A 26,300-nucleotide genomic window follows, 5' to 3' on the forward strand; every position below is an offset into this window, starting at 1 on the left:
CACTCAGAATTTGTAACCGCGATGCAGCGCGACGACACCCGCCGTCAGGTTGAAATATTCAACGTTCTCAAATTCCGCGTCCTGCATCATGGCTTTTAATGTGTCCTGATCCGGGTGCATACGGATAGACTCCGCCAGATAGCGATAGCTTTCCGCGTCGTTGGCCACCAGCTCGCCGATGCGCGGCAGCACGTGGAAGGAATAGGCGTCGTAAGCTTTGCTCAGCGGCTCAATAATGGGTTTAGAGAACTCGAGCACCAGCAGGCGTCCACCCGGCTTCAGCACGCGATACATGGAACGCAGCGCTTTTTCTTTATCGGTAACGTTACGCAGACCGAAGGAGATAGTGATGCAGTCGAAGGTGTTGTCCGGGAACGGCAGCGCTTCGGCGTTTGCCTGCACATATTCCACATTCCCCACCACGCCGATGTTACGCAGCTTTTCGCGTCCCATTTTCAGCATGGAGTCATTGATATCTGCGAGAACAACCCGACCGGTTTCGCCCACCAGACGGGAGAATTTCGCGGTTAAATCGCCCGTACCGCCGGCTAAGTCCAGCACAGTTTGTCCACGACGCACGCCGCTACAGTCAATGGTGAAGCGCTTCCACAAGCGATGAATACCGAACGACATCAGGTCATTCATCACATCGTACTTCGCCGCCACGGAATGAAATACGTGGGCCACCATGTCAGCTTTCTGCGCTTTGGCGACAGTCTGAAAGCCAAAGTGCGTTGTGTCTTGTGAATCGTCAACCATCTCAGAGCCTGCTTATCAGTAAAATGTTCGTGAAGTGTAACAGATTGGGCGCAATTGCCCTACGTTTCAACCACCGCGAAAGAAACGCGCGGGAGGCTCTTCGAGTGATAAATCCGCCGCTAAGGTGTTGTCTTCACTGTTTGTCTTTTGTTCGTCCGCACCTTCACGCAGGCGAAACTCTTCGTCCTGGGCGATGGCCTGTTCGACCAATTCCGGATTAATCTCGCGTTTAACCTCTACTCCCAGGCTGCGGAATGCTTCTGCCTGCACCAGAAGATTGCCACGGCCGGAGGCGAGTTTTTTCATCGCCTGACGGTAGTTATCCTGCGCACGGTCCAGGCTCTGCCCGACCGAAGACATGTCGTCCACGAAGAGGCGCATTTTGTCGTACAGCTTGCTGGCGCGTTCGGCAATCTGCTGCGCGTTGCGGCTCTGGTGCTCATAGCGCCAGAGGTTGGCAATAGTGCGCAAGGCCACCAGCAGCGTGGTAGGGCTGACCAGCATAATGTTGTTTTTGAGCGCTTCGGTGATCAGCTCAGGCTGTCTGTCGAGTGCCAGCAGAAACGCGGGCTCAACCGGGATAAACATCAGAACATAGTCCAGCGAGCGCAGGCCTGGCAGTTGCTGATAATCTTTTCTGCCGAGCAGGCGAATGTGGTTACGCACCGAGGCAATGTGCTCCTGCAGGGCAGACTCACGCGTATAGTCATCTTCCGCATTAAAGTAGCGCTCATACGCCACCAGCGTCATTTTGGCGTCAATCACCACATCTTTACCCTGCGGCAGCCGCACTATTACATCCGGCTGCATACGCGAGCGGGCATCGTTTTCGATACTCACCTGCGTTTCGTATTCATAGCCTTCCCGCAGGCCAGAGGCTTCCAGTACGCGGGTCAGTACCACTTCTCCCCAATTGCCCTGGGTTTTGTTATCACCTTTAAGGGCACGGGTCAGGTTGACCGCTTCCTGCGCCATTTGCGCATTCAGTTGCTGAAGATTGCGAATCTCATGCGCCAGCGTGTGGCGCTCGCGGGCTTCCTGACCAAAGCTGTCCTGCACCTGGCGGCGAAAACCGTCCAGCTGTTCGCGCAGCGGCGTCAGCAGGCTGTTCAGACTCTGGCGGTTCTGTTCGTCAACGCGACGGTTGCTGTGCTCGAAAATACGGTTGGCGAGGTTCTCAAACTGTTCGCTGAGGCGCTGCTCGCTGTTGATCATCTGGCGGATTTTGTCTTCCGCATGCAGTTGCGTGGATTCAAGGCGGGTGGTCACTTCGCGGAGATCGGCCTCCAGCGAGGTGTTGATATCGCGCAGATTACGCAGCTCGTTGTTGAGCAGCTCACACTCATCACGCCAGTGTTCGCTCAGCGCAAGCTGCTGCTTTGCCGCGCTTAAATCGGCGACTATCTCTTCGCGCTCTGCCAATTGATCGGCCTTCTGCTGCGCATGCTGATAGCTGGAAATGAGCCAGCCTATTGCCACACCCGCCAGCGCAATCACCGCATATACCAGGACTGAGATATCCACAATGCCCCCTGCATCAACGTATTACCCGCACAAAATAGGATTGTGCTGTATAAACGTCCAGTTTGAAAGGGTTTTCCTGCGAGGCGCTACGCAAAAAAACAAAGGCCGAACGTGTCGGCCTTTGATTTCGAAAGGAGAGGACTAGATCAGGCGACGCGCGGCTTCAACCACGATTTTCACCGCATGACTTTCAGTCTGCTTCATGGTTTCGGCGTTCGGGATTTCCTGCTGGGTACGGTTGACGATAACGCCCGCCACCATACCGGCACGCAGACCCTGGCTTGCGCACATGGTCAGCAGCGTTGCAGATTCCATTTCGTAGTTCATCACGCCCATGGACTGCCACTCTTCCATTGAGCCTTTGAAACGGCTAACGACGCGGCCGGAGAAGGTGTCGTAACGCTCCTGGCCCGGGTAGAAGGTATCGGAAGAGGCGGTTACGCCCACGTGGGTAGTCGCGCCCACGGATTTCGCGGCTTCAACCAGCGCAGTAGTACATTCAAAGTCTGCTACTGCCGGGAATTCCATCGGCGCAAAGTGCAGGCTTGCTCCGTCCAGACGTACGGACGCGGTCGTGACCAGCACGTCGCCCACGTTGATGTGCGGCTGAATAGCGCCGGTGGTACCGATACGCAGGAAAGTACGAATGCCCAGTTGCGCCAGTTCTTCAACAGCAATTGAAGTAGACGGTCCACCGATACCGGTAGAACACACGATCACGGCTTTACCATCCAGCTCTGCACGCCAGGTGGTGAATTCGCGATGGGCTGCCAGCTTGACCGGCTTATCCATCAGCGCGGCGATCTTTTCCACACGCTCAGGGTCGCCAGGGACGATTGCGAGCGTAGCCCCTTGTAAATCGTTTTTGGTGAGGCCGAGATGAAAAACATCAGACTTAGACATAGGTGACTCCTCTGTGGGTCGGTTAGTCAGAAGAAGTAAAACGGTACTTTACAGAAGCAGTAAGGATAATTTCGTGACGCAACTCACCATGAATGAAAATGATTGCATTAAATTTCCATAAAAAAGTGATTTACATCACATTAACAAGTTATATCGTCATGTGCTGCACAAAAGATAGACCGTTTAAGGCACTGTGAGTTGTTAACCTGGTGTCTATATTTACCTTTGCGCTAACTCATTGGTACGGAGAATGCCATGACTGAAAAAACCGGTTTTGCACCTGCTGCGGCCCCACATGCTTCAACCATCGTGTCGACGCCAGAAGCGGAAATTACGGCGGGTGAGACCTCCATTCCCTCGCAGGGGGAGAATATGCCTGCTTATCACGCACGGCCAAAATCGGCAGACGGCCCGCTGCCCATCGTGATTGTGATTCAGGAGATTTTTGGCGTTCACGAACACATTCGCGACCTCTGCCGCCGGCTGGCGCTGGAAGGGTATCTGGCCGTTGCTCCAGAGCTCTACTTCCGTCAGGGCGATCCGAACGACTACAGCGATATTCCCACGCTGCTCAGCAACCTGGTCAGCAAGGTTCCTGACGCACAGGTGCTGGCCGATCTCGACCACGTTGCCAGCTGGGCGGCGCGCAACGGGGGCGATCCACACCGTCTGCTGGTCACCGGTTTCTGCTGGGGCGGTCGCATTAGCTGGCTGTATGCCGCACATAACCCGCAGCTCAAAGCCGCTGTCGCCTGGTACGGCAAACTGGTGGGTGAAAAGACGCTGAATTCACCGAAACATCCCGTGGATATCGCCACTGAGTTAAATGCCCCGGTGTTAGGGCTGTACGGCGGTCAGGACACCGGTATTTCGCTGGATTCGGTAGAGACCATGCGCCATGCGCTCCGCGCGGCCAATGCGAAGGCGGAGATTGTGGTGTACCCGGATGCCGGACATGCGTTTAACGCCGATTATCGTCCGAGCTATCACGCGGAATCAGCCAAAGATGGCTGGCAGCGGATGCTGGCGTGGTTTAGCCAGTACGGCGGGGAAAAAGCGTAAAAAAAGCCCGGTGGCAGTTACGCCTTACCGGGCCTTCAGGTAGGCCGGGTGCCACCCGGCAATGCAGATCCGTTACGCCTGACGCAAGTTCTGCGCCGCCTTCACCATGTTGGCCAGCGCCGCGCGGGTTTCCGGCCAGCCGCGGGTTTTCAGTCCGCAGTCCGGGTTTACCCACAGGCGCTCTGCTGGAATGCGCTGAGCCGCTTTTTTCAGCAGGGCTTCAATCCACTCCACGCTCGGCACGTTCGGGGAGTGAATGTCGTACACGCCCGGCCCAATCTCATTCGGATAGTCGAACTCTTCAAACGACTCCAGCAGCTCCATGTCTGAACGCGAGGTCTCGATGGTGATCACGTCAGCGTCCAGCGCGGCAATCGAATCCATGATGTCGTTAAATTCGCAGTAACACATGTGGGTGTGGATCTGCGTGTCGTCCTTCGCGACCGCGGCGTTGATGCGGAACGCTTCCACGCCCCACTGTAAATACGCATCCCAGTCGCTGCGACGCAGCGGCAAGCCTTCGCGCAGCGCCGGTTCGTCAATCTGGATGATGCCAATGCCTGCGGCTTCGAGATCCGCCACTTCGTCACGCAGCGCCAGCGCAATTTGCTTCGCGATGGTTTCACGGGTCACGTCTTCACGCGGGAAAGACCAGCAAAGAATCGTTACCGGACCGGTGAGCATTCCTTTCACCGGCTTGTCCGTCAGGGACTGCGCGTATTTCGCCCACTCCACGGTGATCGCTTCCGGGCGGCTGACGTCACCGATAACCACCGGTGGCTTCACGCAGCGGGAGCCGTAGCTCTGCACCCAGCCGTTCTGGGTAAATACGAAACCGTCCAGATGTTCACCGAAGTATTCCACCATGTCGTTACGCTCGGCCTCACCGTGCACCAGCACGTCCAGACCCAGACGTTCCTGCTCGATAATCGCCTGTTTGATGTGTTCAGCGATACCGGTGCGGTAGTGATTCGCATCCAGATTGCCCTTTTTGAAGTCCAGACGCAGGCCGCGGATCTCGGTGGTCTGCGGGAAGGAACCAATTGTAGTGGTCGGCCACGCGGGCAGGTTGAAGCGGGCGCGCTGCGCTTCGGCGCGCACCTCATACGCGCTCTGACGCTGGCTGTCCTGGGCGGTGATGGCCGCCAGGCGTTTTTCCACCGCCGGGTTATGCACGCGAGCCGAATGACGGCGCGCCTGAATCGGTGCGCTCCATTCGGAAATCGCCGCCGTGTCGCCGCTGTTGAGCGCGTCGCGCAGCAGGGCCAGCTCTTCACATTTTTGCAGCGCGAAGGCAAACCAGCTTTTTACTTCGGCATCCAGACGCGTTTCCACGCTCAGATCGATCGGGCTGTGCAGCAGCGAACAGGAAGATGCTACCCAAAGCTCACGCTTACCGACGATGTCCTTAATCTGGGCATATTTCTCGGTGAGATCGGCGCGCCAGACGTTACGGCCGTTGATCAGACCAGCGGAGAGCAGCCAGTCCGCAGGCAGCCGCTTGTGCAGCTCCGCGACATCGTCTTTACCGTGTACGAGGTCAACGTGCAGGCCCTGAACCGGCAGCGCGGTAATGGTCTTCAGGTTCGGCGTCACGCCATCGAAATAGGTGGTCAGCAGGAGTTTTACCTGACCGGTAAGCGCGTCATACGCCGGTTTGAAGGCATCGAGCCACGCCTGCGGCAGTTCAAGCACCAGCGCGGGTTCGTCGATTTGCACCCACTGAATGCCGCGCTTGCCCAGCTCAATCAGCACCTGTTTGTAGACCGGCAGAATATCCTTCAGCAGGCTGAGTCGGTCAAACTGCTCGCCCTTCACTTTACCCAGCCACAGGTACGTTACCGGCCCAAGCAGCACCGGTTTCACCTGGTGGCCCAGCGCCAGCGCTTCGTCCACTTCATCCAGAAGCTGCGTCCAGGTCAGCCTGAACTGCTGGCCTTTTACGAATTCCGGCACCATATAGTGATAGTTGGTGTTAAACCACTTGGTCATTTCCGCCGCTGCCGCTGGCTCACCCGTCGGCGCACGGCCACGGCCGATGCGGAACAGGGTATCGATATCTACCGATCCATCTTTGTTCTGATGACGAGCCGGCACGTTGCCAAGCAGCAGGCTGGTCGTCAGAACATGGTCGTACCAGGCGAAATCGCCCACCGGCAGCAGGTCAATGCCCGCCTGTTTTTGCTGATCCCAGTGACGGGCGCGCAGCTCGCGTCCCACCGCCAGCAGTTCTTCACGGGTGGCGTTACCCGCCCAGTAGCTTTCTTGCGCTTTTTTCAGCTCGCGACGCAGGCCAACGCGAGGGAAACCGAGAGTGTGATTGCGGATTGTCATGGTATGCCCCTTGTGAAATTCGTTATTTAGACGTCCAGATGTTTACACATCTATAATTGGCAGGTACTGTATATTCCTCAAGCGCAAAATGTTCATGGCGAAGTGAAGGACTTTCATGATCGAGATAAAACACCTGAAAACGCTACAAGCGTTGCGGAACTGCGGCTCGCTCGCGGCGGCGGCAGCCACGCTGCACCAGACCCAGTCCGCCCTTTCTCACCAGTTCAGCGATCTGGAACAGCGCCTTGGATTTCGTCTTTTTGTGCGTAAGAGCCAGCCGCTGCGCTTTACGCCTCAGGGCGAGATCCTGCTGCAGCTGGCGAATCAGGTGCTGCCGCAGATCGCCAGCGCGCTGCAGGCGTGTAACGAACCGCAGCAGACCAAGCTGCGTATCGCCATTGAATGCCACAGCTGTATTCAATGGCTGACCCCCGCGCTTGAGAACTTCCGCCAGAAGTGGCCGCAGGTAGAGATGGACTTTAAATCCGGCGTGACGTTCGACCCGCAGCCCTCGCTCCAGCAGGGCGAGCTGGATCTGGTCATGACCTCCGACATACTGCCGCGCAGCGGCCTGCACTATTCGCCGATGTTTGATTATGAAGTGCGCCTGGTGCTGGCGCCGGACCATCCGCTGGCAGCTAAAACGCGCATCACGCCGGAAGATCTGGCGACAGAAACGCTGCTGATTTACCCGGTTCAGCGCAGTCGTCTGGATATCTGGCGTCACTTCCTGCAGCCGGCAGGCATTAGCCCGCAGCTGAAAAGCGTGGATAACACCCTGCTGTTGATTCAGATGGTGGCGGCAAGAATGGGCATCGCGGCATTGCCGCACTGGGTGGTGGAGAGTTTTGAACGCCAGGGTCTGGTGGTCACCAAAACCCTGGGTGAAGGACTGTGGAGCAGGCTGTACGCCGCCGTGCGCGATGGCGAGCAGCGTCAGCCGATTACGGAGGCGTTTATTCGCTCAGCGCGGAACCACGCGTGCGACCATCTTCCGTTTGTGCGGAGCGCGGAGCGACCCAGCGTCGATGGACCCACAGCGAAGCCAGGATCACCGTTCCCCCAATAATGAAGCTCGGCCAGTGCGGCTGTTGCTGCCAGATGGCGAGGTTGACTAGTAGTCCTGCCGGGACATGCACGTTGTTCATGATCCCCAGCGTACCGGCGTCTACCTGCGTAGCGCCGTAGTTCCACATGAAGTATCCCAGCCCGGAAGCCACCACGCCCAGCCAGACCAGAACGCTCCACTGCACGGTGGTAGTCGGCAGTTTTTGCGGGTTGCCGAGCATAAACCACGCCACCACCGCGACAATCGCGGCCCCCATATAGAACCAGGCGAACGCGTTGTGCTGCGGCATCGGACGGGTCTCCATCAGCCGTTTGTATCCCACCATGCCGATGGCGAAGCTGATATTGGCGAGCTGGACGAACATCAGCCCAGTCCAGAAGTGATCGCTTACCTTGTCATAGCGAATAATCGCCGCCCCAAGCACCGCCAGCGCCGCACTTAAAAGATATCCCCAGCGCAGGCGGCGCTTGCTGAGCAAATCGTAGATCAACGTGATATAGAGCGGCGTAAGCACGGTGAACAGCAGGAATTCAGAGACGGACAGGTAGACGTAAGCCCGGAAGCTAAACAGATACATGATGCCGAGCTGCATCGCCCCCACCAGCATATACAGCACGATCGTTTTCAACGATTGCCCGCGCGTACGCAGAAACGGCAGGAACACCAGCGCTGCCAGCCCCACGCGCATCAGCACCGAGAAGTAGCTGTCGACCGAACCGGCAAGGTATTCGCCAATCAGGCTAAAGGAGAAGGCCCACAGGATAGTGGTGATAATGAGTAGCGCCACAATGCTTGTCTCTCAGAAAGAAGGACAGGCATTGTAGCGAACTCTTCAGTTGACAACTGAGCAATATATAACCAAATGAAGATTATTCAAGGAACAGCTTGCGCAGATATTTCGGTACCGCGTTTTCGCCGTTGGTGCCGATCACTTCCAGCTCCGGGTGCAGGTCTTTCAGGCGCTGGTGCGCATTCTCCATAATGCAGCCTTTGCCCGCCATCGAAAGCATTTCGGCGTCGTTCATGCCGTCACCAAAGGCGATACAGTCTTTCAGCTCGAAGCCCAGACGTTTCGCGACGGCTTCCAGCGCGTGGCCTTTGGAGACGCCCCCGGCCATCACTTCCAGACAGGTCAGCGTTGAGAAACTCACGTTGACGCGATCGCCCCAGCGCGCGTTGATCGCCTGCTCCAGCGGCAGCAATTCCTCATGGTTTACGCAGGTGAAGAACACCTTGCTGATCCCTTCCGGCTCCAGCAGACCCGGCTCGTACAGTGAGTACTGGAATACGGCTTCCTTGAAGAAGCGCATCTCTTCCGGGCGGTGGCGGTTCATGAACCAGTCGTCGTCGCGGTAAACGTTGGTGACGATGTTCGGGTTGTTATGCACGACCCCGAACAGATCGGCGGCAATATCGCGATCCAGGTTATGGGTAAAGATCAGGTTGCCGTCGGTATCATGCACGCGCGCACCGTTAGAGGTGATCATGTACGATTTGATTTCAAGATTATCGCGGATCTGCCCTACGTCTACGTGGTGGCGGCCGGTGGCAAACACGAAGTTCACGCCCCGGGCGGTCAGCAGCTTTAAGGTCTCTTTCGCGTAAGGCGACAGGGTGTGGTCGGGAGAAAGCAGCGTGCCATCTAAATCAGATGCAACAACCTGGTACATAGGGAAATTTAACCTCAATAGAAAATCAGTTATGCTGGTCGAAAAACTCGACGATGGCGTTAAGCGCGACTGAGCGCATAGCGTCCTTTTCAAAAAGGATCTCATGGTACGCGCCGTTGATGACCAACGGTTTTCCCCCTTCACAAGGGTGCCCGGCGGCAGCGCGGAGTTCGCAAAAGCGGTCATGCATGCGGTTATCCACCACACGCTCTTCTTCAGCCTGAATCAGGAGCGTTGGCGTGTCATCATTCGCGACGCCCGCCAGAACCTGCTCACCGGCAAGGATCCCTTCCCGCACCCAGTGATATGTCGGGCCACCCACGCGCAGGCGCGGTTCATCGGCATAAAAACGCAGGTTACGACGATAGCGCTGTCGGCTGTGGGTCAGCACGTTCATCGCAAACGGCAATGCCCGCCAGCGCCCGGTGCCGATGGCGTAACCTTCACGAATGCGCTGATGGCCCTCAGCCCAGTCGAGAATATGGCGCACCATCCAGTCCGGAAAGCGCATGACGATGCCGTACATCGGCGCGGTGAGCGCAATGGCGTCGCACTGGTGCTCGTGACGCTGTAAAAACAGCGTTGAAATCGCACCGCCCATTGAGTGCGCCAGAATATAGCGCTTCCGCCATGGGCCAGGCTCGACCTCCTGCTGCCAGAACGCGGCGAGATCGTCGACGTAATCGCTGAAGCTATCCACATGGCCGCGATGCGTATCCGATAACAAGCGGCCCGAAAGCCCCTGCCCGCGGTGATCGATAATCAACACATCGAAGCCCAGATGGAACAGGTCATAGGCCAGTTCGGCGTATTTGATGTAGCTCTCGATACGCCCGGGACAGACTACGATGACCCGGTCATTTTTCTTATCGTGAAAACGCACAAAGCGTACCGGTATATCACCGACGCCCGTAAACTCATCTTCCTCACGCTGGCGCCAGAAATCGGTCAGCGGCCCCATGGAGAAAGCAGCAAATGCGTTTTCTCGTGTTTCCCAGTCCTTTTTCTGCTGAAACATCGGGTTTCCACTCACGTAAGCCAAGGAATATCGTTTTTTCGTAACCGGTCACAAAATGACTCAACAATAGCGTATTGTGGCATAAAAACAGACGATTCGGGAGTTTCAAATGACCTTCGAGTGGTGGTTCGCTTACCTGCTGACATCCATCATCCTTAGCCTTTCACCGGGCTCGGGCGCCATTAACACCATGACCACCTCCATCAACCACGGCTATCGCGGTGCGGCAGCGTCGATTGCCGGTTTGCAGGCCGGGCTGGGCATTCACATCGTCCTGGTCGGAATTGGCCTGGGCACCCTGTTCTCCCGCTCGGTACTGGCTTTTGAGATACTGAAATGGGCCGGTGCAGCGTATCTGATCTGGCTGGGTATTCAGCAGTGGCGCGCGGCGGGCTCCATCAACCTGAATACGCTCGCTCAGACGCAAAACCGCGGCCATCTGTTTAAGCGCGCGGTGTTCGTCAACCTCACCAACCCAAAAAGCATCGTCTTCCTCGCCGCGCTGTTCCCGCAGTTTATCGTGCCACATCAGCCCCAGGTGATGCAGTACGTGGTGCTGGGTGCGACCACCATTATCGTCGATATCATCGTGATGATTGGTTACGCGACCCTGGCGCAGCGGATTGCGGCGTGGATTAAAGGGCCTAAGCAGATGAAGGCCCTGAATAAAGTCTTTGGTTCGCTGTTTATGCTGGTTGGCGCGCTGCTTGCGTCAGCGCGTCATGCTTAGCGAGAAATAATGAGATGAATGCCGAAGCCGGCGAACAGCGCGCCGGCGAAGCCGTCAATCCACTTCGCGATGCGCTGATAGCCACGGCGCATTGCCGGTAAGGCAAACAGGCTTGCCACCACGGTGAACCACGCAAAGGTCTCAACGACGATCAGCAGGAAGATACCCCAGCGCGCGCCCGCGCCGACGTTATCCCCGACAAACAGCGAGAACACCGAGCCGAAATAGATAATGGCTTTCGGGTTTGCCAGGTTGGTCAGCAGCCCTTTCACAAAGCTGCGGCCGCCCGTTGCCAGCTCAACCTTTGGCTCTTCCGGTTTTTTCTCTTCTTTTTTCAGCGCGCCGCGCAGCATCTGGTAGCCCATCCAGCACAGGTACAGGCCACCGCCAACCATAATGATGTTATGTAGCCAGGCCATCTTCGCCAGAATCAGGTTCAGGCCAAGCAGCGCGACCGCGGCCCAGACCATAACGCCCATGGTAATACCGAGCACGCCCATCATGGCCTCTTTACGGGAGCGGCTGACGGCCGTTTGTGACACGAAGAAAAAGTCCGGGCCCGGGCTCATCAGCGCAACGATGTGCACTAACGCCACGGTGAGAAATAGCATCAACATAATTCGCTCGCAGGGAAATAATTCAGTGAGTCATCATCCTGACACTTTTTTGCCCGGCTGACTACTCCTCATCATCACCGTCGGCATGAGAGCGGATGAGGGCCATAAACTCCTTCCCGAAGCGCTCCAGCTTGCGCGTACCGACGCCGTTGACGCTGAGCATTTCGCTGGCGCTGAGCGGCATCTGTTCGGCCATCTCGATGAGCGTCGCGTCGTTGAACACCACGTAAGGCGGGATGTTCTCTTCATCGGCAATGGCTTTACGCAGCTTGCGCAGTTTGGCAAACAGCTTGCGGTCGTAGTTGCCGCCGTACGATTTTTGCATCACCCGCGGCTTCAGGGCGATAACGCGCGGCACGGCGAGCTTCAGTTCAACGTCACCGCGCAGGACCGGACGCGCCGCTTCGGTCAGCTGCAGCGCGGAGTGCTGAGCAATGTTCTGTGTGGCAAAGCCGAGGTGAATCAGCTGACGAATAATGCTGACCCAGTGCTCGTGGCTCTGGTCCTTGCCAATACCGTAGACGGGCAGCTTGTCGTGGCCCATATCGCGGATACGCTGGTTATTGGCACCGCGCAGCACTTCCACCACGTAGCCCATCCCGAAGCGCTGGTTAACACGGTAAATGGTCGAGAGCGCCTTACGCGCGTCCATCAGGCCATCGTACTGTTTCGGCGGATCCAGGCAGATATCGCAGTTGCCACACGGCTCCTGTCGCCCTTCACCAAAGTAGTTGAGCAGCACCAGACGACGGCAGGTTTGCGCTTCGGCAAACGCGCCCATCGCGTTGAGCTTGTGGCGTTCGATATCCTGCAGCTGTCCCTGCGGTTTTTCCTCCAGGCAGCGGCGCAGCCATGCCATGTCGGCCGGATCGTAAAACAGCATCGCTTCCGCTGGCAGACCGTCACGCCCGGCACGGCCGGTTTCCTGATAGTAGGATTCGATATTGCGCGGAATGTCGAAGTGCACCACAAAGCGCACGTTGGGCTTGTTTATCCCCATGCCGAACGCTACCGTCGCCACCACGATTTGCAGGTCATCGCGCTGGAATTTCTCCTGCACGTCGGCACGGATGTGGTTCTCTAACCCGGCATGATAGGCCGCCGCGCTAAAGCCACGGTTTTGCAGACGCGCGGCAGTGTCTTCCACCTTCGCTCGGCTGTTGCAGTAGATGATGCCGGACTTGCCGCGCTGCTCCTGCACGTAGCGTAAGAGCTGATCCAGCGGCTTGAATTTTTCCATCAGCATGTAGCGGATGTTGGGGCGGTCGAAGCTGCTGACCTGAATATAGGGGTCGTTCAGCCCCAGCAGGCGAACAATATCCAGACGGGTGGTGTCATCTGCCGTGGCGGTAAGCGCCATAAACGGCAGCTCGGGGAAGCGCTGACGCAGCTGGCCGAGCGCAGCATATTCCGGGCGGAAATCGTGCCCCCACTGGGAGATACAGTGCGCTTCATCTACCGCCAGCAGGACCGGGTTCCAGTGCGCGAGATGGTCGAGGAAGTTATCCAGCATCAGGCGTTCCGGCGCGATATACAGCAGGCGAATTTGCCCGGTGCGGCACCCGGCCATCACCTCTTGCTGCTGCTCGCGGGTTTGCGTCGAGTTAAGACAGGCCGCCGACACGCCGTTGGCGAGCAGCTGGTCAACCTGGTCTTTCATCAGAGAAATCAGGGGCGATACCACGACCGTCAGGCCGTTAAGCACCAACGCGGGCACCTGATAGCAGAGGGATTTACCGCCGCCGGTCGGCATCACCACCAGGCAATCGCGACCTTCCAGCACCGTTTCAATGATGGTTTCCTGGCCAGGGCGGAACTGCTGGTAGCCAAAGGTTTCATGCAAAACCTGTTTAGCCAGCGACTCCTGATTCAATACTTCCGCCTGCGCCACATTAACCCCATATGCGAAAAATAAAACAGGCGCTATTTTCAGCGCCTGAGAGAGAAACTTCAACGTTTAACGCAAAAACATTCGAGCTGCCTAGAGAATATCGTTCAGCATCACGCCCACGCCGACGCGGGTCTGGTTGAAGTTGTAGTCGATAAGCGACTCGCCGTAACCGCTGTATACTTGCGTATAGATACGAACGTGCTTCGTCACAGGATAGCTTAAGCCCACTTCCGCGCCGCCGTAGCCGGTATTCCAGTTGTATTGACCTTTTGCACTCAGCACGGCATCACCCAGCTGATAGCCGACTTTTAGCTGGTAGTATCCCATGTATTTGGTGATGTCCGGGTTGTCATCAGTGCTGCCGACCACATACCACGGCTTCACCTCCACCATCCAGTTACCGTTCTGCGCCATCAGGCGCGTATAGGCGCGGTTCCAGCTACGGGAAGTCGGGTCGGAACGGCCGTTGGAATCATGGTTAAAGCCCACTTCGACATCACGCAACGTCCATCCGGCAAATTCATAATCCGTTGCAAAACCGAGGAACAGCTGCGGCTCGTAGTTCGTTTCACGGAACGGCGAGGACTCCCCGCTGTTAGAGAGCTGCCACCAGGATTTCTGCGTGTAAGACGCACCAAGAACCGAGTTCGGCCCCAGAATGCCGCGCCAGAACGGGAAGGCGAGGCTGAGCTGGAACTTCACCTCATCTTTACGCGCATTATCAGACCAGTTATAGGAGCTTATCGCCTCTTTGTTGAGATCGCTGGTCTGGGTGTAAATCACGTAGTTGGTGTCGTACGGATAGAGCGTGAACGGGTTGTCATGCTCCTGAAGAAGGTTCGCGATAATGCTGCCGTGAACGGCAGGTTTATCATGCACCTCTTTGATCGTCGCTTCCTGCGCATATGCTGTGAGGGGCAGCGCAACCGCCGCCAGTAACCAGGCCAGATACGTCCGCATCGGTGGTGTTCTCCTGCAAAAGAGTAAAAGTACTTGAATAGTTATGTGGCGAACATTCTACATACTTCTGCGACAACTGCTGCATCCTCGTTTCTGAAAGTGGAATTCCTTATTGCCGAGGCATAAAATCAACATTTCATTAACAATAAGGATGTGATGCCTCATGTCAGCCATGCTTACCGCCGAAGAAGTGTTAAAACTCGTGGGCGAGATTTTTGTTTACCATATGCCGTTTAACCGCGCGCTGGGACTCGAGCTGGAGCGTTACGAGAAAGACTTTGCCCAGCTGAGTTTTAACAACCAGCCGATGATGGTGGGTAACTGGGCGCAAAGTATTTTGCACGGCGGCGTGATTGCCTCTGCGCTGGACGTCGCGGCTGGCCTGGTCTGCGTGGGCAGTACGCTGACCCGCCATGACACCATTAATGAAGACGAACTCCGCCAGCGGCTGGCGCGCATGGGCACCATTGATTTACGCGTCGACTATCTTCGTCCTGGACGCGGAAATCGCTTCACCTGTAGCAGCAGCCTGCTGCGCGCGGGCAACAAAGTGGCCGTGGCGCGCGTTGAGTTACACAACGAAGAACAGGTTTATATCGCCAGCGCAACCGCCACTTATATGGTGGGTTGAGGCAGCAAAATCGGGTAAAATTAATTCACTTTTTTGTAACGGATTTTCCCGATGGATGCTAAACAGACGCGGCAGGGCGTTTTACTCGCCCTTGCCGCTTATTTTATTTGGGGTATCGCCCCGGCGTATTTCAAGCTTATCGCCTACGTTCCGGCCGATGAGATCCTTACTCACCGCGTCATCTGGTCGTTCTTCTTTATGATTGCGCTGATGAGCCTCAGCCGTCAGTGGTCCGGCGTCAAAACGCTGCTGCAAACCCCGAAGAAGATTTTCCTGCTGGCGCTCTCTGCCGTGCTGATTGGCGGTAACTGGCTGCTGTTTATCTGGGCTGTGAATAACCATCACATGCTCGAAGCGAGCCTGGGGTACTTCATTAACCCGCTGGTGAATATCGTTCTGGGGATGATTTTCCTCGGCGAGCGCTTCCGTCGGATGCAGTGGGTGGCCGTCATTTTGGCCTTCTGCGGCGTGCTGGTGCAGCTGTGGACCTTCGGCTCGCTGCCGATTATTGCCCTCGGCCTGGCGTTCAGCTTTGCCTTCTACGGCCTGGTGCGTAAGAAGATTGCGGTAGAAGCCCAAACCGGGATGCTGTTTGAAACCCTGTGGCTGCTGCCGGTGGCGGCAATTTATCTGTTTGGCATCGCCGACAGCGCCACCAGCCATATGGGCAGCAACCCGTGGTCATTGAACCTGATGCTGATGGCCGCGGGCGTGGTGACCACCATTCCTCTGCTGTGCTTCACCGGGGCGGCGACGCGCCTGCGTCTCTCCACGCTGGGCTTCTTCCAGTACATTGGCCCGACGCTGATGTTCCTGCTGGCGGTGGTGTTTTACGGCGAAGTGCCGGGCGCGGATAAGATGGTGACGTTTGCCTTTATCTGGGTAGCGCTGGCGATTTTCGTTGCCGATGCCATTTATACCCAGCGCAGGGCCCGCAAAGGAATGTAGGTGTTTTGTAGGGCGGGTAAGCGCAGCGCCACCCGCCAGATTTTTACAGCCAGTTCCTGCGCTTGAAATAGAGATACGGCGCCAGCCCGGCGAGGATCATAAAGATTATCGCCCCCGGGTAGCCAAAGCTCCACTTCAGCTCCGGCATAAACTCAAAGTTCATCCCGTAGCTGGAGGCCACCAGCGTCGGCGGCAGGAACACCACAGAAACCACCGAGAAGATCTTGATGATGCGGTTCTGCTCGATGTTGATAAAGCCCATCGCCGCCTGCATCAGGAAGTTGACCTTCTGGAACAGGGATTCGTTGTGCGGCAGCAGGGATTCGATATCGCGCAGGATCTCCCGCGCCTGCTCCAGCTGACCGCCCGGCAGACGCGCCTTGCGCACCAGGAAGTTCAGCGCGCGCTGGGTATCCATCAGGCACAAACGCACCTTCCAGCCGATATCTTCCAGCTCCGCCAGCGTGGAGAGCGCTTCGTCGTACTCATCGCCCTGATGCCCTTCCATGATCACGCGGCTCAGCTTTTCCAGATCGCTGTAGATGTTTTCAATTTCGTCCGCCAGCTGTTCAATTTTGGTCTCGAACAGGTCGAGCAGCAATTCGTAGGCGTTACCGTCCACCATCGCCTGGCTGCGGGCGCGCATGCGGTAGAGACGAAACGCAGGCAGTTCGCGCTCGCGCAGGGTAAACAGGCGGCCGTCGCGAATGGTAAACGCCACGGTGGAGTTACCCGCGTGGTCTTCAGCATCTTCAAAGAAGAAGAAGGAGTGAATATGCAGACCGTCTTCGTCTTCAAAAAAACGTGCAGATGCTTCGATGTCTTCCAGTTCCGGGCGTGTCGCCAGGCTTTGTCCCAGCTCAGATTGTACGCGCAGGCGTTCATCGTCGTCCGGCTCGACCAGATCCACCCATACGGCATCAATGAGGGGCTGTGACTCTTCGGCTTCAAGCCGAGTCAGTCGGTTATTTTCGAGTTGAAATGCGCTCAACATGACCGGGACTCCCAATGCAAAAAATATCGGACAGTTCGGTGGGCACACAGAAACAAATTGGGTTTCAGACCATTAAACAGCCTGACTCAGCGCGACGGGAATAGTGCAGGTCGCTGACAACCACTAAGGCCATCAGCAAGGGGAGATAGCCTTAGGAGTTGTTCCTGGATGACAGGGAATTGAGCCAGTATCTACTGGGTGTGTCCAAGGCGAATGTCCTCTTAGCGTAATCGTGCGCGCATGTTACGCCAGCTATAACTGTGGCGTCAACACGCAACGGAACGCTGAAGGGCATTAATTGACCTTCAATGTATAAGGCTAGCAGATTATTACAAAATAATGATATTTTTCTGAATGTTAGACTGTTTCCAGCTTCGCATAGGCCGCCACCAGCCATTTGATCCCCTGCCCCTGGAACGCCACCTGCAGGCGGCTGTGCTCGCCGCTGCCTTCCAGATTCACAATGGTACCTTCGCCAAACTTCGAATGGCGCACGCGCTGGCCCAGCTTGTAGCCGGTGTCGGTTTCCGCAATCGGCGAGCCCATGCGCTGATGGCTGACCGGACGGCTGATGCTCGCACGCAGACGCACCTCTTCCACGCACTCTTCCGGCAGTTCACCGATAAAGCGCGACGGACGGTGATAGACCTCTTTACCGTACAGACGGCGGGTTTCGGCGTAGGTCAGCGTGAGTTTTTGCATCGCTCGCGTCACGCCCACATAGGCCAGACGGCGCTCCTCTTCCAGACGTCCGCCTTCATCCAGCGACATCTGGCTCGGGAACATCCCCTCTTCCATACCCACGATAAACACCTGCGGGAACTCCAGACCTTTGGCAGAGTGCAGGGTCATGAGCTGAACCGCATCCTGCCAGGTATCCGCCTGCCCTTCTCCCGCTTCCAGCGCGGCGTGAGAGAGAAATGCCTGCAGCGGCATCAGGTCTTCGTCTTCTTCGTTGTAGCTGAACTGGCGCGTTGCCGTGACCAGTTCCTCTAAGTTCTCAATACGGGTCTGGCCTTTCTCACCTTTTTCCTGCTCGTACATGGTTCTCAGACCGGAGTCTTTAATCACCCGGTCGGTCTGCACGTGCAGCGGCATGTCGGCCGTTTCCTGCGCCAGCGCGTCAATCAGTTCGAGGAAGCGCTGCAGCGCGCTGGCGGCGCGGCCGGCGAGGGCTTTTTCCTGCAGCAGCTCGCGGCACGCCTGCCACAGCGTGAGCTGACGATCGCGAGAGGCCTGACGCACCACGTCCAGCGTGCGATCACCAATGCCGCGGGTTGGCGTGTTGACCACGCGCTCAAATGCCGCGTCGTCGTTACGGTTTGCAATCAGGCGCAGATACGAGAGCGCATCTTTGATTTCCTGACGTTCGAAGAAGCGCATGCCGCCATAAATGCGGTACGGCATGCTCACCTGCAGCAGCGCCTCTTCCAGCACGCGCGACTGGGCGTTGCTGCGATAGAGAATGGCACACTGCTCAAGCGCGCCGCCGTTGTCCTGCCAGGTTTTGATGCGGTTCACCACGAAGCGGGCTTCGTCGAGTTCGTTGAAGGCGCAGTAAATCGAAATGGGTTCGCCGTCGACGCCGTCGGTCCACAGCTTTTTCCCCAGACGCCCGTTGTTGTTTTCAATCAGGGCGTTGGCCGCGCTCAGGATATTGCTGGTTGAGCGGTAGTTCTGCTCCAGACGGATGGTCTGAGCGCCAGGGAAATCGGTCAGGAAGCGCTGGATGTTTTCCACCTGCGCTCCGCGCCAGCCGTAAATAGACTGGTCGTCGTCGCCCACGATCATCACCTTGCCGGTATCGCCGGCCAGCAGGCGGATCCACGCGTACTGGATGTTGTTGGTATCCTGGAATTCGTCCACCAGGATATTGGTAAAGCGTTCGCGGTAGTGCTGCAGGATGTGCGGCTTATTCAGCCACAGCTCGTGGGCACGCAGCAGCAGCTCGGCGAAATCCACCAGACCGGCGCGATCGCACGCTTCCTGATAGGCCTTATAAACGTTCTGCCAGGTCTGCTCGACCGGATTGCCGAAGCTTTGAATATGGTGCGGGCGTAGCCCCTCGTCTTTCTGACCGTTGATGTACCACATCGCCTGACGCGGCGGCCACTGCTTCTCGTCGAGGTTCATCGCCTTGATCAGGCGCTTCAGCAAACGGAGCTGGTCTTCGCTGTCGAGGATCTGGAAATCCTGCGGCAGGTTGGCGTCCATATGGTGCGCGCGCAGCAGGCGGTGCGCCAGGCCGTGGAAGGTGCCAACCCACATGCCGCCCTGGCTGGTGCCCATCAGCTGGGCGATACGGTGGCGCATCTCCGCCGCCGCCTTGTTGGTAAACGTGACCGCCATGATGGAGTACGGTGAGCAGTTTTCCACGCTCTGCAGCCAGGCGATACGGTGAACCAGCACGCGCGTCTTACCACTGCCCGCCCCTGCCAGCACCAGCATGTTGGTGCGCGAGGCGGCAACCGCGTCACGCTGTTTGTCATTAAGGCTGTCGAGCAGGTAAGAAACGTCCATTGGCACCGTCACGTCATGTCGGGCAGGCGAATAGCATTCGCCAAAACCCTGTTAATTTATACAGAACAATTGATGATTATATCAGCGTCGTGAGGGATGCCAACCGCGAAATTTCCACGTGTGGCAGAAGACGGCTATCGGAGGCGATCATCAGGTCGGCGTTTTCCGGCTTGATCCAGCAGGCCTGCATGCCGCAGCGAATGGCACCGGCCACGTCAGTGGTGAGATCATCCCCCACGTGCAGAATTTCACCCAGCGGCAGGTTCAGTTTTTCCGCTGCCAGATGGTACATATCGCTAAACGGCTTGGAGCGTCCGTGGGGACCGGCACGCAGCACAAATTCAAAGTAATCGCCGAGACCAAAAAGCTCAGGCTGGGCATTGCCATTGGTGATGGCCACCAGCGGCCACTTTTCGGCAAGCTTCGCCAGCGTGTCGTGAGTCTCCTGCGGCACGTCGATACGGCTGCGCCATTTGGCGAAGTTTTCCATTGCCGCTTCGGCCCCAATGGCCGCATCCTGCGCGCTCAGACCCACGTTGAGCATCGCCTGCTCAACCGCGCGACGACGCCATTCGGTCACATCGTGGTAAATGTCCGGCTCGGTCTCCCGCAGGGACTGACGCAGCGTCTGGAAATCCTTGTTCTGCATCGTCTTCAGCGCGGGATGGTAGTTCTGGACAAACGCCAGCGACTCCTGCTCGGTACGCAGGATCACTTCGCGGTTGTCATATAGGGTGTCATCAAGGTCAAACGTCAGGGCTGAAATCTGACCGAGTGGGCGGTAAAAACGCATTATTTCCCCCGTTTGGCGCGTGGATGCGCCGCGTCATACACCGAGGCAAGGTGTTGGAAGTCTAAGTGGGTATAGATTTGAGTGGTCGACAGATTCGCGTGGCCAAGCAGCTCCTGCACGCCGCGCAGATCGCCGCTCGACTCAAGCATGTGTGTCGCAAAGGAGTGACGCAGCTTGTGCGGGTGAACGTGGCTGTTCAGCCCCTGCTTAATGCCCCACTCTGCAAAGCGCTTCTGCACGTTACGCGCCGAGATCCGCTTACCGAGTTTCGACAGGAACAGCGCGTCCTCTTCTGCGCCAAACAGCCCGCGCAGGTCAAGCCAGTGCTCAATCCAGGATACCGCATTGCGGCCAATCGGCAGGCGGCGCTCTTTGCTGCCCTTGCCCATGACCCACACTTCACCGGTGTCCAGGTCGAGGTGTTTTAAATCAAGATTAACCAGCTCTGAAAGACGCAGCCCGGCGCCGTACATCACCTCCAGCATCGCGCGGTCGCGCACGGCCAGCGGATCGTTTAGGTCGATATCCAGCAGGCGGTTTACGTCGTCGACGTCGATATTTTTAGGCAGATGGCGCGGCGCTTTCGGCGTGGCGATCCCCTTTGCCGGGTTGGCTTTTAAGCCTCCCTGACTGACCAGCCAGTCGAAGAAGCTGCGCAGCGCAGAGAGCCTGAGCGCCAGGCTTGCCGGGCCTAATCCTTTTCTACGGCTACGCACGACAAACCCGCGAACCGTCGCAGCGTCACAGTGTTGCCAGCTTTTCAGGCCGATTTCGTCGGCAATCTGCATGATGGCATCAAGCTGACGCTGGTAGTTGAGCAGGGTAATGGGGCTAAGCTGACGCTCCACGCCCAGATAGCGCAGAAAGCGCGAGACGTCAGTGGCGAGCAGTGCGTCCGTCATACGCGCTCAATCCAACGCTCCAGCAGCTCAGGCAGCATCAGGGCAATCTCCTGCAGCAGGTGCGTGGCTTGCCCTTGCTCATAGTGATGTGCGTCTCGGCTGGTAAATAACATCACACCCAGATCGCCATCGCGCCCCATCAGCGACATCGCTACCGAGCCTATCGCTTTAGCTTCGGGTAACACCACCAGCAGTTCAGGTCCGTTCAATGGCCCCAGGTAGTGATGCTCATGGCCCAGACGCTGTATGCGTAACGGTTCAAACGCCTGACGGCTAATTGCCAGATGAGTAAACCCCGACGGTGCGCCAATGCGCCAGCGGTCAGGGAAAAGACGGATCGTTGCGCCCGCCAGCCCAAGCTCGCGCGCCCAGCGATGGAAGCGGCTGAGGAATTCTTCGAGACTGTGCGCCGACGCCAGACGCGCCTGCAGATGCAGCAAACGATAGAACAGGCTTTCGTTAGTGCTAGCCTGTTCCATCAGCAGCGTCATGTTCTCTTCAAGCTGATTAATGTGGTTGCGCGAGCGCGCCATGTGCCATTCGACCAGCGACACGGTTCCGCGAACCGGATGCGGCACACGCATCTCTTCGACGACGCGTGCATTGCGAATAAAAAACTCAGGATTGCGCAGCAGATAATCAACAACAGCTCTGTCGTCCAGCTCCGTCACTGTTTCCTGCAGTTCTTCCCCTGGTTGTTTCATAGATGGATAAACCCGTCATAGACATGTGCCGCCGGGCCAGTCATATACAGTGGATGACCCGGTCCTTTCCAGGCGATATCAAGCCGACCGCCCGGTAACTCCACGCGAACTTCTTCAGCCAGTAACCCCTTAGAGATGCCCACGGCCACTGCCGCACAGGCACCGCTTCCGCAGGCCTGCGTCTCGCCCGCGCCGCGCTCGTAAACCCGCAGGCGGATGTGCTCGCGCTTCACCACCTGCATAAAACCGATGTTCGCGCGCTCCGGGAAACGTTCGTGGCTTTCCAGCACCGGGCCGAGCGTTTCGACGGCGGCAGTTTCCACATCATCAACCTGAATCACGCAGTGCGGGTTACCCATGGAGACGACGCCGCACAATACTGTCTGCTCGGCCGCACGCATAATATAGGTCTTTTCCGCTTTGTTTGCGCGAAACGGCACGACGGAGGGCTCGAAGTTCGGCTCGCCCATGTTCACGCGCACCAGCTCATCGTCGGTGACGCTGAGCACCATGCGGCCATTGGCCGTGCTGACGCGAATATCACGCTTGTTGGTCAGCCCTTTCAGGCGAACAAAGCGGGCGAAACAGCGTGCGCCGTTGCCGCACTGATTCACCTCGCTGCCGTCCGCGTTAAATATGCGGTAATGGAAATCGAGGTCGGGATCGTACGGTGGCTCAACCACCAGCAGCTGATCGAACCCCACGCCCAGATGCCGATCCGCCAGGCGACGGATCAGTTCCGGGGAGAAAAACACATTCTGCGTTACCGCGTCGACGACCATAAAATCGTTGCCAAGGCCATGCATTTTAGAGAACTGCATCATTTGCTCCATTGCGCGGGTACAGAACGTTGTCGTCAGAGATTTACCTGAGTCGGACCACCGTTGTTGCCACGATCGTTAGTATCTGGCGTAGATGACTCAATGCCGCTGTTCACAGGTTTCGTCGGCGGCGGCGCGGTTTTATCCGCTGGCGGGAAGTACAGGGGTCCCTTCAGTCCGCAGCCAGTCAGGCTAAACAGCGTGATGAGAACGGCAAGCGTTCGGAAAGCGTTTTTCATTATAAAGTTGCCCGTAAGTTCAAATCTGTTTCTATCATCGCAGGAGAAGACACAAAAGCAAGAGTTTGCCGCTTTCCTGCAACGGGATTTATTTAGGGTTATACTGCCGGCATCACGAAAAACAGGAACAAAACCATGAACGACAGTGAATTCCATCGCCTTGCCGACAACCTGTGGATGACCATCGAAGAGCGTCTTGACGACTGGGACGGCGACAGCGATATCGATTGTGAAATCAACGGCGGTATTCTGACCCTGAGCTTCGAAAATGGCAGCAAAATTATTATTAACCGCCAGGAGCCGCTTCACCAGGTATGGCTGGCCGCCAAACAGGGCGGCTATCATTTCGATCTGAAAGACGGGGAGTGGGTTTGCGACCGCAGCGGCGTCACGTTCTGGGATCTGCTGGAACAGGCGGCGACCGCGCAGGCGGGTGAGAAAGTGAGTTTCAGGTAGTTTTGTTGCCCGGTGGCGGCTACGCCTTACCGGGCCTACAACGGCTCGGACCGTAGGCCGGGTAAGCGTCAGCGCCACCCGGCGAAAAGGCTCAGGAGAAATACTGCTGCAGCAGTGGCGCGGTGTCCTGATTTGCAGGCGCGACAGGCGTGACGGCCTGGGTCCGGAACGGAATCACCTGCGTACGACCGTCGACGTTCACAATCTGGTAGAACTGCGGCAGGTTAAAGTTGATAAAGCTTGAGCCGTAGGTGAAACGGTCATGGGAAGAGGAGTAGAAGCGGCTGACGTCGCGCACCAGCTCCTCTTTACTGCCTTCACAATGGTGATACACCTCGGCGCGGTTGGTCTCATCCAGAATGTAGATGTTGAAACCGGCATCGTCGCCCGACTCTTCGAAGAAGAACTGAATAATCCCTTCACTGGCAAAGCCGTCCACCACCTGCGGCAGCTTAACGTGGTTGGTTTCCACCTGCACCGACAGGCCATGCAGCTTGTTGTGCGAAATCGCGCCGTAGAACTCGATGGCATTTTCCAGCTTCTGTACCGACACGTTGAGACGTTCGAAGAACAGGCCCCAGGTCTGGCCGGAGACGCGCAGCGCTTTAAAGCGTCCGGTTTCCTGACGTGTGCTGGAGAGACGCAGTTCAATACACTCTGAAACCAGCTGCTGCACGCGGGTACGGATTAAACCGCGCAGGTGCTGGCTATAGCAGAACACTTCCACGCTGTCCGGCGGCGCGGCATCCTGATGCATCTTGCCGAGAATGGTTTTCAGCGCTTCGATCATCGCCTGCTCGCCGTTGAAGTGCAGGGTACGCACTTCGTTCCACGAGTTGCGGTAAAGCAGATCCACGCTGCCCACCAGGCAATTTTGCTGCTCGCCAAAGCTAAAGACGTCCAGCTTGCGGAAGTCAAAATGGACCACCTGATTGCGGAAGGCCGCCGTCGGGTCGTACTCCAGGTTAACAATGATCGCCAGATGACGAATCTCACACGGGCTGTAGAGCGCCTTCGGCGTTGGCGCAGGCAAACGCAGCGGGAAGTGGTGTGAAACATCCGCCACCATCTCCTGCAGCTTAGCGAGATCAACCACCTCGTTGCCTTTGATAAACAGGCGCGTGCGCGAGGTCAGCAGGCCGTTAAACCAGGCCCAGGCCACCAGCTTGTTCAGATAGCGGTTATATTCCAGCGGCTGATGGCTGATAATTGAATCCATGCTTGGCGCACGGTTGTAAAGATACCATCCGGTGCGGTTCGCGCGACCCGGCGGGACATAGATAAAGGTCAGATTCGGTTCTGACAGGTCAGGCGAAATCTGCGGGTTAACCAGGGTAACTTTACCCGGCAGCGCTTCAAACGCGGCGTACAGCTTACGGGTCAACACCCCGATATCCTGCGGGCTGGCGGAAACGCTGAGGTTGTTACGGCGCGCAAAGCGGATCAGGTTACGGTAGCTTTGCATCATCGCATCGAGCAGTTCGTTGTGCGCTTCACGCACCTGATCGATTTTCCAGTTGGCCCGGTTATCGAGCATGGACAGACGCGCTTCGTCCCATCCCCACTCTTTCACTAACTGACTGACCACTTCACGACGCCAGCCCACGCAGGCGCGCTCGCGGCTCAATTTCTCACACACTTTGAGATAGAAACATCGACGCACCAGGTCAAGACGCGTGGTGTCGTCAATGGCTTTCAGGTATTCGGTCACGCGCTCCAGCATCATGCAGTAGGCGTCCAGCCCGAAGGAGACGATCTCCCCATCGTGCAGACGCTGCTTGATATCTTTCGCCAGCAGGCGTGGTGTTGGGTATTCCCAGGAATAGGCTTCCAGCAGCAGCGTTTTCAGCACCGCTTTGTACGGCGAGTCGATACTCTTATAAAGCTGCCAGAGGCTTGCGCCAAAGTACTCTTCCGCTGACAAAGAGCTCAGGCCGCCGAGGTCCAGCCATTCGTTTGGCGTCAGTACGCCCTGCGAATAGAGCGACATGACGTAATCGTCGTAATGCTCTTCTTCATCGCACGGGACCATGTTCCACAGAATACGCTTCCCGGCCAGGCGAACGGCCGTACGGTAAAATTCATCCAGCAACAGGATGTGCTGGGTCGAGCCGCAGTCCTCACCACCCAGACTGCCGCTTTCATTATGGCGGAAACGGTTTTCATCAATCAGGAAGAAGCTCACTTCCACGCCAAGCGACGCCGCCCAGCTTTCCAGCAGGCTGCATTTACGCTGCAGAAGCTGACGCTCTTCGTTATCGAGCCAGGATTGATGACAGACCCAGATATCCAGGTCTGAAGAACAGCTTTGCCCTACCGATGAGGTACTCCCCATAGAGTAAACGCCGGTAATCGGCAGTTCACCTTTCGGGGACTCCTGTGGCGGCATGCCGCGATAGAGCTCAAGCTCGTTCAGATAGTGCTGTTGGGTTTCATCAGGCGTGAAAAGGCAAATGCCCTGGGGAACGTTACCGTCAAGGTAGCCGGGCATTAGCGGATGGTGATAGTGCAATAATGTCGGCAGCAGACTGTATACCTGCTGGAAAGCAGGGCCCATGGCAGCAAGCGCGCGATCCACACGCAGTTGATTTATGGCATCCAGTCTCTGTTTCAGAGTCTCAATATAGAGGTACAAGACGTATCGCCTGATGTTTCCGGGTGGCGCAAGCTATTCAAAACACGAATAACAGCGGGCCCGCAGTATTTCAAAAAGATAACCGTTACCCTTTTTCGCCCTTATCATTATGGTGGTACC

At 57.0% G+C, this 26,300-nt stretch carries 25 protein-coding genes; 6 read left to right on the top strand and 19 right to left on the bottom strand.

Annotation, left to right across the window (positions count from 1 at the left end):
- Positions 1 to 3 precede the first annotated feature (3 nt).
- From ubiE to udp, 3 genes are all read right to left on the bottom strand, one after another.
- A complete protein-coding gene (gene ubiE, locus ACWHWP_RS22745; RefSeq protein ID WP_008501525.1) occupies positions 4 to 759 on the bottom strand; it encodes a bifunctional demethylmenaquinone methyltransferase/2-methoxy-6-polyprenyl-1,4-benzoquinol methylase UbiE in 756 nt (251 codons plus the stop codon).
- Between the two features lie 66 nt (positions 760 to 825).
- On the bottom strand, positions 826 to 2,283 hold the full coding sequence (rmuC, locus tag ACWHWP_RS22750; protein ID WP_447856489.1) for a DNA recombination protein RmuC: 1,458 nt from the start codon (positions 2,281 to 2,283) through the stop codon (positions 826 to 828).
- 141 nt (positions 2,284 to 2,424) lie between these two features.
- Positions 2,425 to 3,186 (bottom strand): uridine phosphorylase, encoded by a 762-nt coding sequence (gene udp, locus ACWHWP_RS22755; protein ID WP_003860792.1) that lies wholly within the window; start codon positions 3,184 to 3,186, stop codon positions 2,425 to 2,427.
- 255 nt (positions 3,187 to 3,441) lie between these two features.
- Here udp and ACWHWP_RS22760 point away from each other — a divergent pair, with 255 nt between their 5' ends.
- Positions 3,442 to 4,248 carry a dienelactone hydrolase family protein gene (locus ACWHWP_RS22760; protein ID WP_447856491.1) on the top strand — a complete coding sequence of 269 codons (807 nt, stop codon included), beginning with the start codon at positions 3,442 to 3,444 and terminating at the stop codon, positions 4,246 to 4,248.
- A 72-nt stretch (positions 4,249 to 4,320) separates the two neighbouring features.
- Here ACWHWP_RS22760 and metE read toward each other — a convergent pair whose 3' ends face one another.
- Positions 4,321 to 6,582: a 5-methyltetrahydropteroyltriglutamate--homocysteine S-methyltransferase gene (gene metE, locus ACWHWP_RS22765; protein ID WP_447856492.1), complete on the bottom strand. Its 2,262-nt coding sequence runs from the start codon at positions 6,580 to 6,582 to the stop codon at positions 4,321 to 4,323.
- 115 nt (positions 6,583 to 6,697) lie between these two features.
- On the opposite strand from metE, the gene metR reads away from it, so the two are divergent.
- On the top strand, positions 6,698 to 7,651 hold the full coding sequence (metR, locus tag ACWHWP_RS22770; protein ID WP_048339012.1) for an HTH-type transcriptional regulator MetR: 954 nt from the start codon (positions 6,698 to 6,700) through the stop codon (positions 7,649 to 7,651).
- Here metR and ACWHWP_RS22775 read toward each other — a convergent pair.
- From ACWHWP_RS22775 to pldB, 3 genes are all read right to left on the bottom strand, one after another.
- Positions 7,539 to 8,438 (bottom strand): carboxylate/amino acid/amine transporter, encoded by a 900-nt coding sequence (locus ACWHWP_RS22775; protein ID WP_429057845.1) that lies wholly within the window; start codon positions 8,436 to 8,438, stop codon positions 7,539 to 7,541. The genes metR and ACWHWP_RS22775 overlap by 113 nt on opposite strands.
- A gap of 82 nt (positions 8,439 to 8,520) precedes the next feature.
- Entirely contained in the window at positions 8,521 to 9,321 is an 801-nt protein-coding gene (gene yigL, locus ACWHWP_RS22780; protein ID WP_447856493.1) for a sugar/pyridoxal phosphate phosphatase YigL, read from the bottom strand.
- A gap of 25 nt (positions 9,322 to 9,346) precedes the next feature.
- Positions 9,347 to 10,339, bottom strand: a complete 993-nt coding sequence (pldB, locus tag ACWHWP_RS22785; protein WP_447856495.1) for a lysophospholipase L2 — start codon at positions 10,337 to 10,339, stop codon at positions 9,347 to 9,349.
- Positions 10,340 to 10,448: 109 nt separating this feature from the next.
- Here pldB and rhtB point away from each other — a divergent pair, with 109 nt between their 5' ends.
- The gene (gene rhtB, locus ACWHWP_RS22790) at positions 10,449 to 11,069 is read left to right on the top strand and encodes a homoserine/homoserine lactone efflux protein (RefSeq protein WP_063431778.1); all 621 of its coding nucleotides are present in this window, start codon (positions 10,449 to 10,451) and stop codon (positions 11,067 to 11,069) included.
- On the opposite strand, the gene rhtC is transcribed toward rhtB, so the two are convergent.
- The 3 genes from rhtC to pldA form a co-directional block, all read right to left on the bottom strand.
- A complete protein-coding gene (gene rhtC, locus ACWHWP_RS22795) occupies positions 11,066 to 11,686 on the bottom strand; it encodes a threonine export protein RhtC (protein ID WP_006179256.1) in 621 nt (206 codons plus the stop codon). The genes rhtB and rhtC overlap by 4 nt on opposite strands.
- 61 nt (positions 11,687 to 11,747) lie before the next feature.
- Positions 11,748 to 13,577 carry an ATP-dependent DNA helicase RecQ gene (gene recQ / locus ACWHWP_RS22800; protein WP_447856498.1) on the bottom strand — a complete coding sequence of 610 codons (1,830 nt, stop codon included), beginning with the start codon at positions 13,575 to 13,577 and terminating at the stop codon, positions 11,748 to 11,750.
- A 90-nt stretch (positions 13,578 to 13,667) separates the two neighbouring features.
- Positions 13,668 to 14,537, bottom strand: coding sequence for a phospholipase A (gene pldA / locus ACWHWP_RS22805; protein ID WP_047345453.1), 870 nt, complete (start codon positions 14,535 to 14,537; stop codon positions 13,668 to 13,670).
- Between the two features lie 163 nt (positions 14,538 to 14,700).
- On the opposite strand from pldA, the gene yigI reads away from it, so the two are divergent.
- Both yigI and rarD read left to right on the top strand, forming a co-directional pair.
- Positions 14,701 to 15,168: an acyl-CoA thioesterase YigI gene (gene yigI, locus ACWHWP_RS22810; protein ID WP_032644790.1), complete on the top strand. Its 468-nt coding sequence runs from the start codon at positions 14,701 to 14,703 to the stop codon at positions 15,166 to 15,168.
- Positions 15,169 to 15,219: 51 nt separating this feature from the next.
- A complete protein-coding gene (gene rarD / locus ACWHWP_RS22815; RefSeq protein WP_047345454.1) occupies positions 15,220 to 16,116 on the top strand; it encodes an EamA family transporter RarD in 897 nt (298 codons plus the stop codon).
- A gap of 43 nt (positions 16,117 to 16,159) precedes the next feature.
- Here the strand turns inward: rarD and corA are convergent, their stop codons facing one another.
- The 8 genes from corA to lptM all read right to left on the bottom strand — a co-directional run bounded on the left by corA (position 16,160) and on the right by lptM (position 23,089).
- Positions 16,160 to 17,110 (bottom strand): magnesium/cobalt transporter CorA, encoded by a 951-nt coding sequence (gene corA / locus ACWHWP_RS22820; protein ID WP_008501540.1) that lies wholly within the window; start codon positions 17,108 to 17,110, stop codon positions 16,160 to 16,162.
- 151 nt (positions 17,111 to 17,261) lie between these two features.
- Entirely contained in the window at positions 17,262 to 17,318 is a 57-nt protein-coding gene (gene ysgD / locus ACWHWP_RS22825) for a YsgD/CorL family protein (protein ID WP_212743980.1), read from the bottom strand.
- Positions 17,319 to 17,467: 149 nt separating this feature from the next.
- Positions 17,468 to 19,630 carry a DNA helicase II gene (uvrD, locus tag ACWHWP_RS22830; protein WP_059311536.1) on the bottom strand — a complete coding sequence of 721 codons (2,163 nt, stop codon included), beginning with the start codon at positions 19,628 to 19,630 and terminating at the stop codon, positions 17,468 to 17,470.
- 76 nt (positions 19,631 to 19,706) lie between these two features.
- Entirely contained in the window at positions 19,707 to 20,423 is a 717-nt protein-coding gene (gene yigB / locus ACWHWP_RS22835) for a 5-amino-6-(5-phospho-D-ribitylamino)uracil phosphatase YigB (RefSeq protein ID WP_047345456.1), read from the bottom strand.
- The gene (gene xerC / locus ACWHWP_RS22840) at positions 20,423 to 21,325 is read right to left on the bottom strand and encodes a tyrosine recombinase XerC (RefSeq protein WP_059311535.1); all 903 of its coding nucleotides are present in this window, start codon (positions 21,323 to 21,325) and stop codon (positions 20,423 to 20,425) included. Before xerC ends, yigB begins: the two co-directional genes overlap by 1 nt.
- Positions 21,322 to 22,029 (bottom strand): DUF484 domain-containing protein, encoded by a 708-nt coding sequence (locus tag ACWHWP_RS22845; RefSeq protein WP_047345458.1) that lies wholly within the window; start codon positions 22,027 to 22,029, stop codon positions 21,322 to 21,324. Before ACWHWP_RS22845 ends, xerC begins: the two co-directional genes overlap by 4 nt.
- Positions 22,026 to 22,850, bottom strand: a complete 825-nt coding sequence (gene dapF, locus ACWHWP_RS22850; RefSeq protein WP_447856748.1) for a diaminopimelate epimerase — start codon at positions 22,848 to 22,850, stop codon at positions 22,026 to 22,028. Before dapF ends, ACWHWP_RS22845 begins: the two co-directional genes overlap by 4 nt.
- A gap of 35 nt (positions 22,851 to 22,885) precedes the next feature.
- Positions 22,886 to 23,089 carry an LPS translocon maturation chaperone LptM gene (gene lptM / locus ACWHWP_RS22855; RefSeq protein ID WP_013099260.1) on the bottom strand — a complete coding sequence of 68 codons (204 nt, stop codon included), beginning with the start codon at positions 23,087 to 23,089 and terminating at the stop codon, positions 22,886 to 22,888.
- A 135-nt stretch (positions 23,090 to 23,224) separates the two neighbouring features.
- On the opposite strand from lptM, the gene cyaY reads away from it, so the two are divergent.
- Positions 23,225 to 23,545 carry an iron donor protein CyaY gene (cyaY, locus tag ACWHWP_RS22860; RefSeq protein WP_059311533.1) on the top strand — a complete coding sequence of 107 codons (321 nt, stop codon included), beginning with the start codon at positions 23,225 to 23,227 and terminating at the stop codon, positions 23,543 to 23,545.
- 91 nt (positions 23,546 to 23,636) lie between these two features.
- Here the strand turns inward: cyaY and cyaA are convergent, their stop codons facing one another.
- Positions 23,637 to 26,180, bottom strand: a complete 2,544-nt coding sequence (cyaA, locus tag ACWHWP_RS22865) for a class I adenylate cyclase (protein WP_047345460.1) — start codon at positions 26,178 to 26,180, stop codon at positions 23,637 to 23,639.
- Positions 26,181 to 26,300 lie beyond the last annotated feature (120 nt).

Source organism: Enterobacter sp. WI-ESBL-E8, assembly GCF_053364895.1.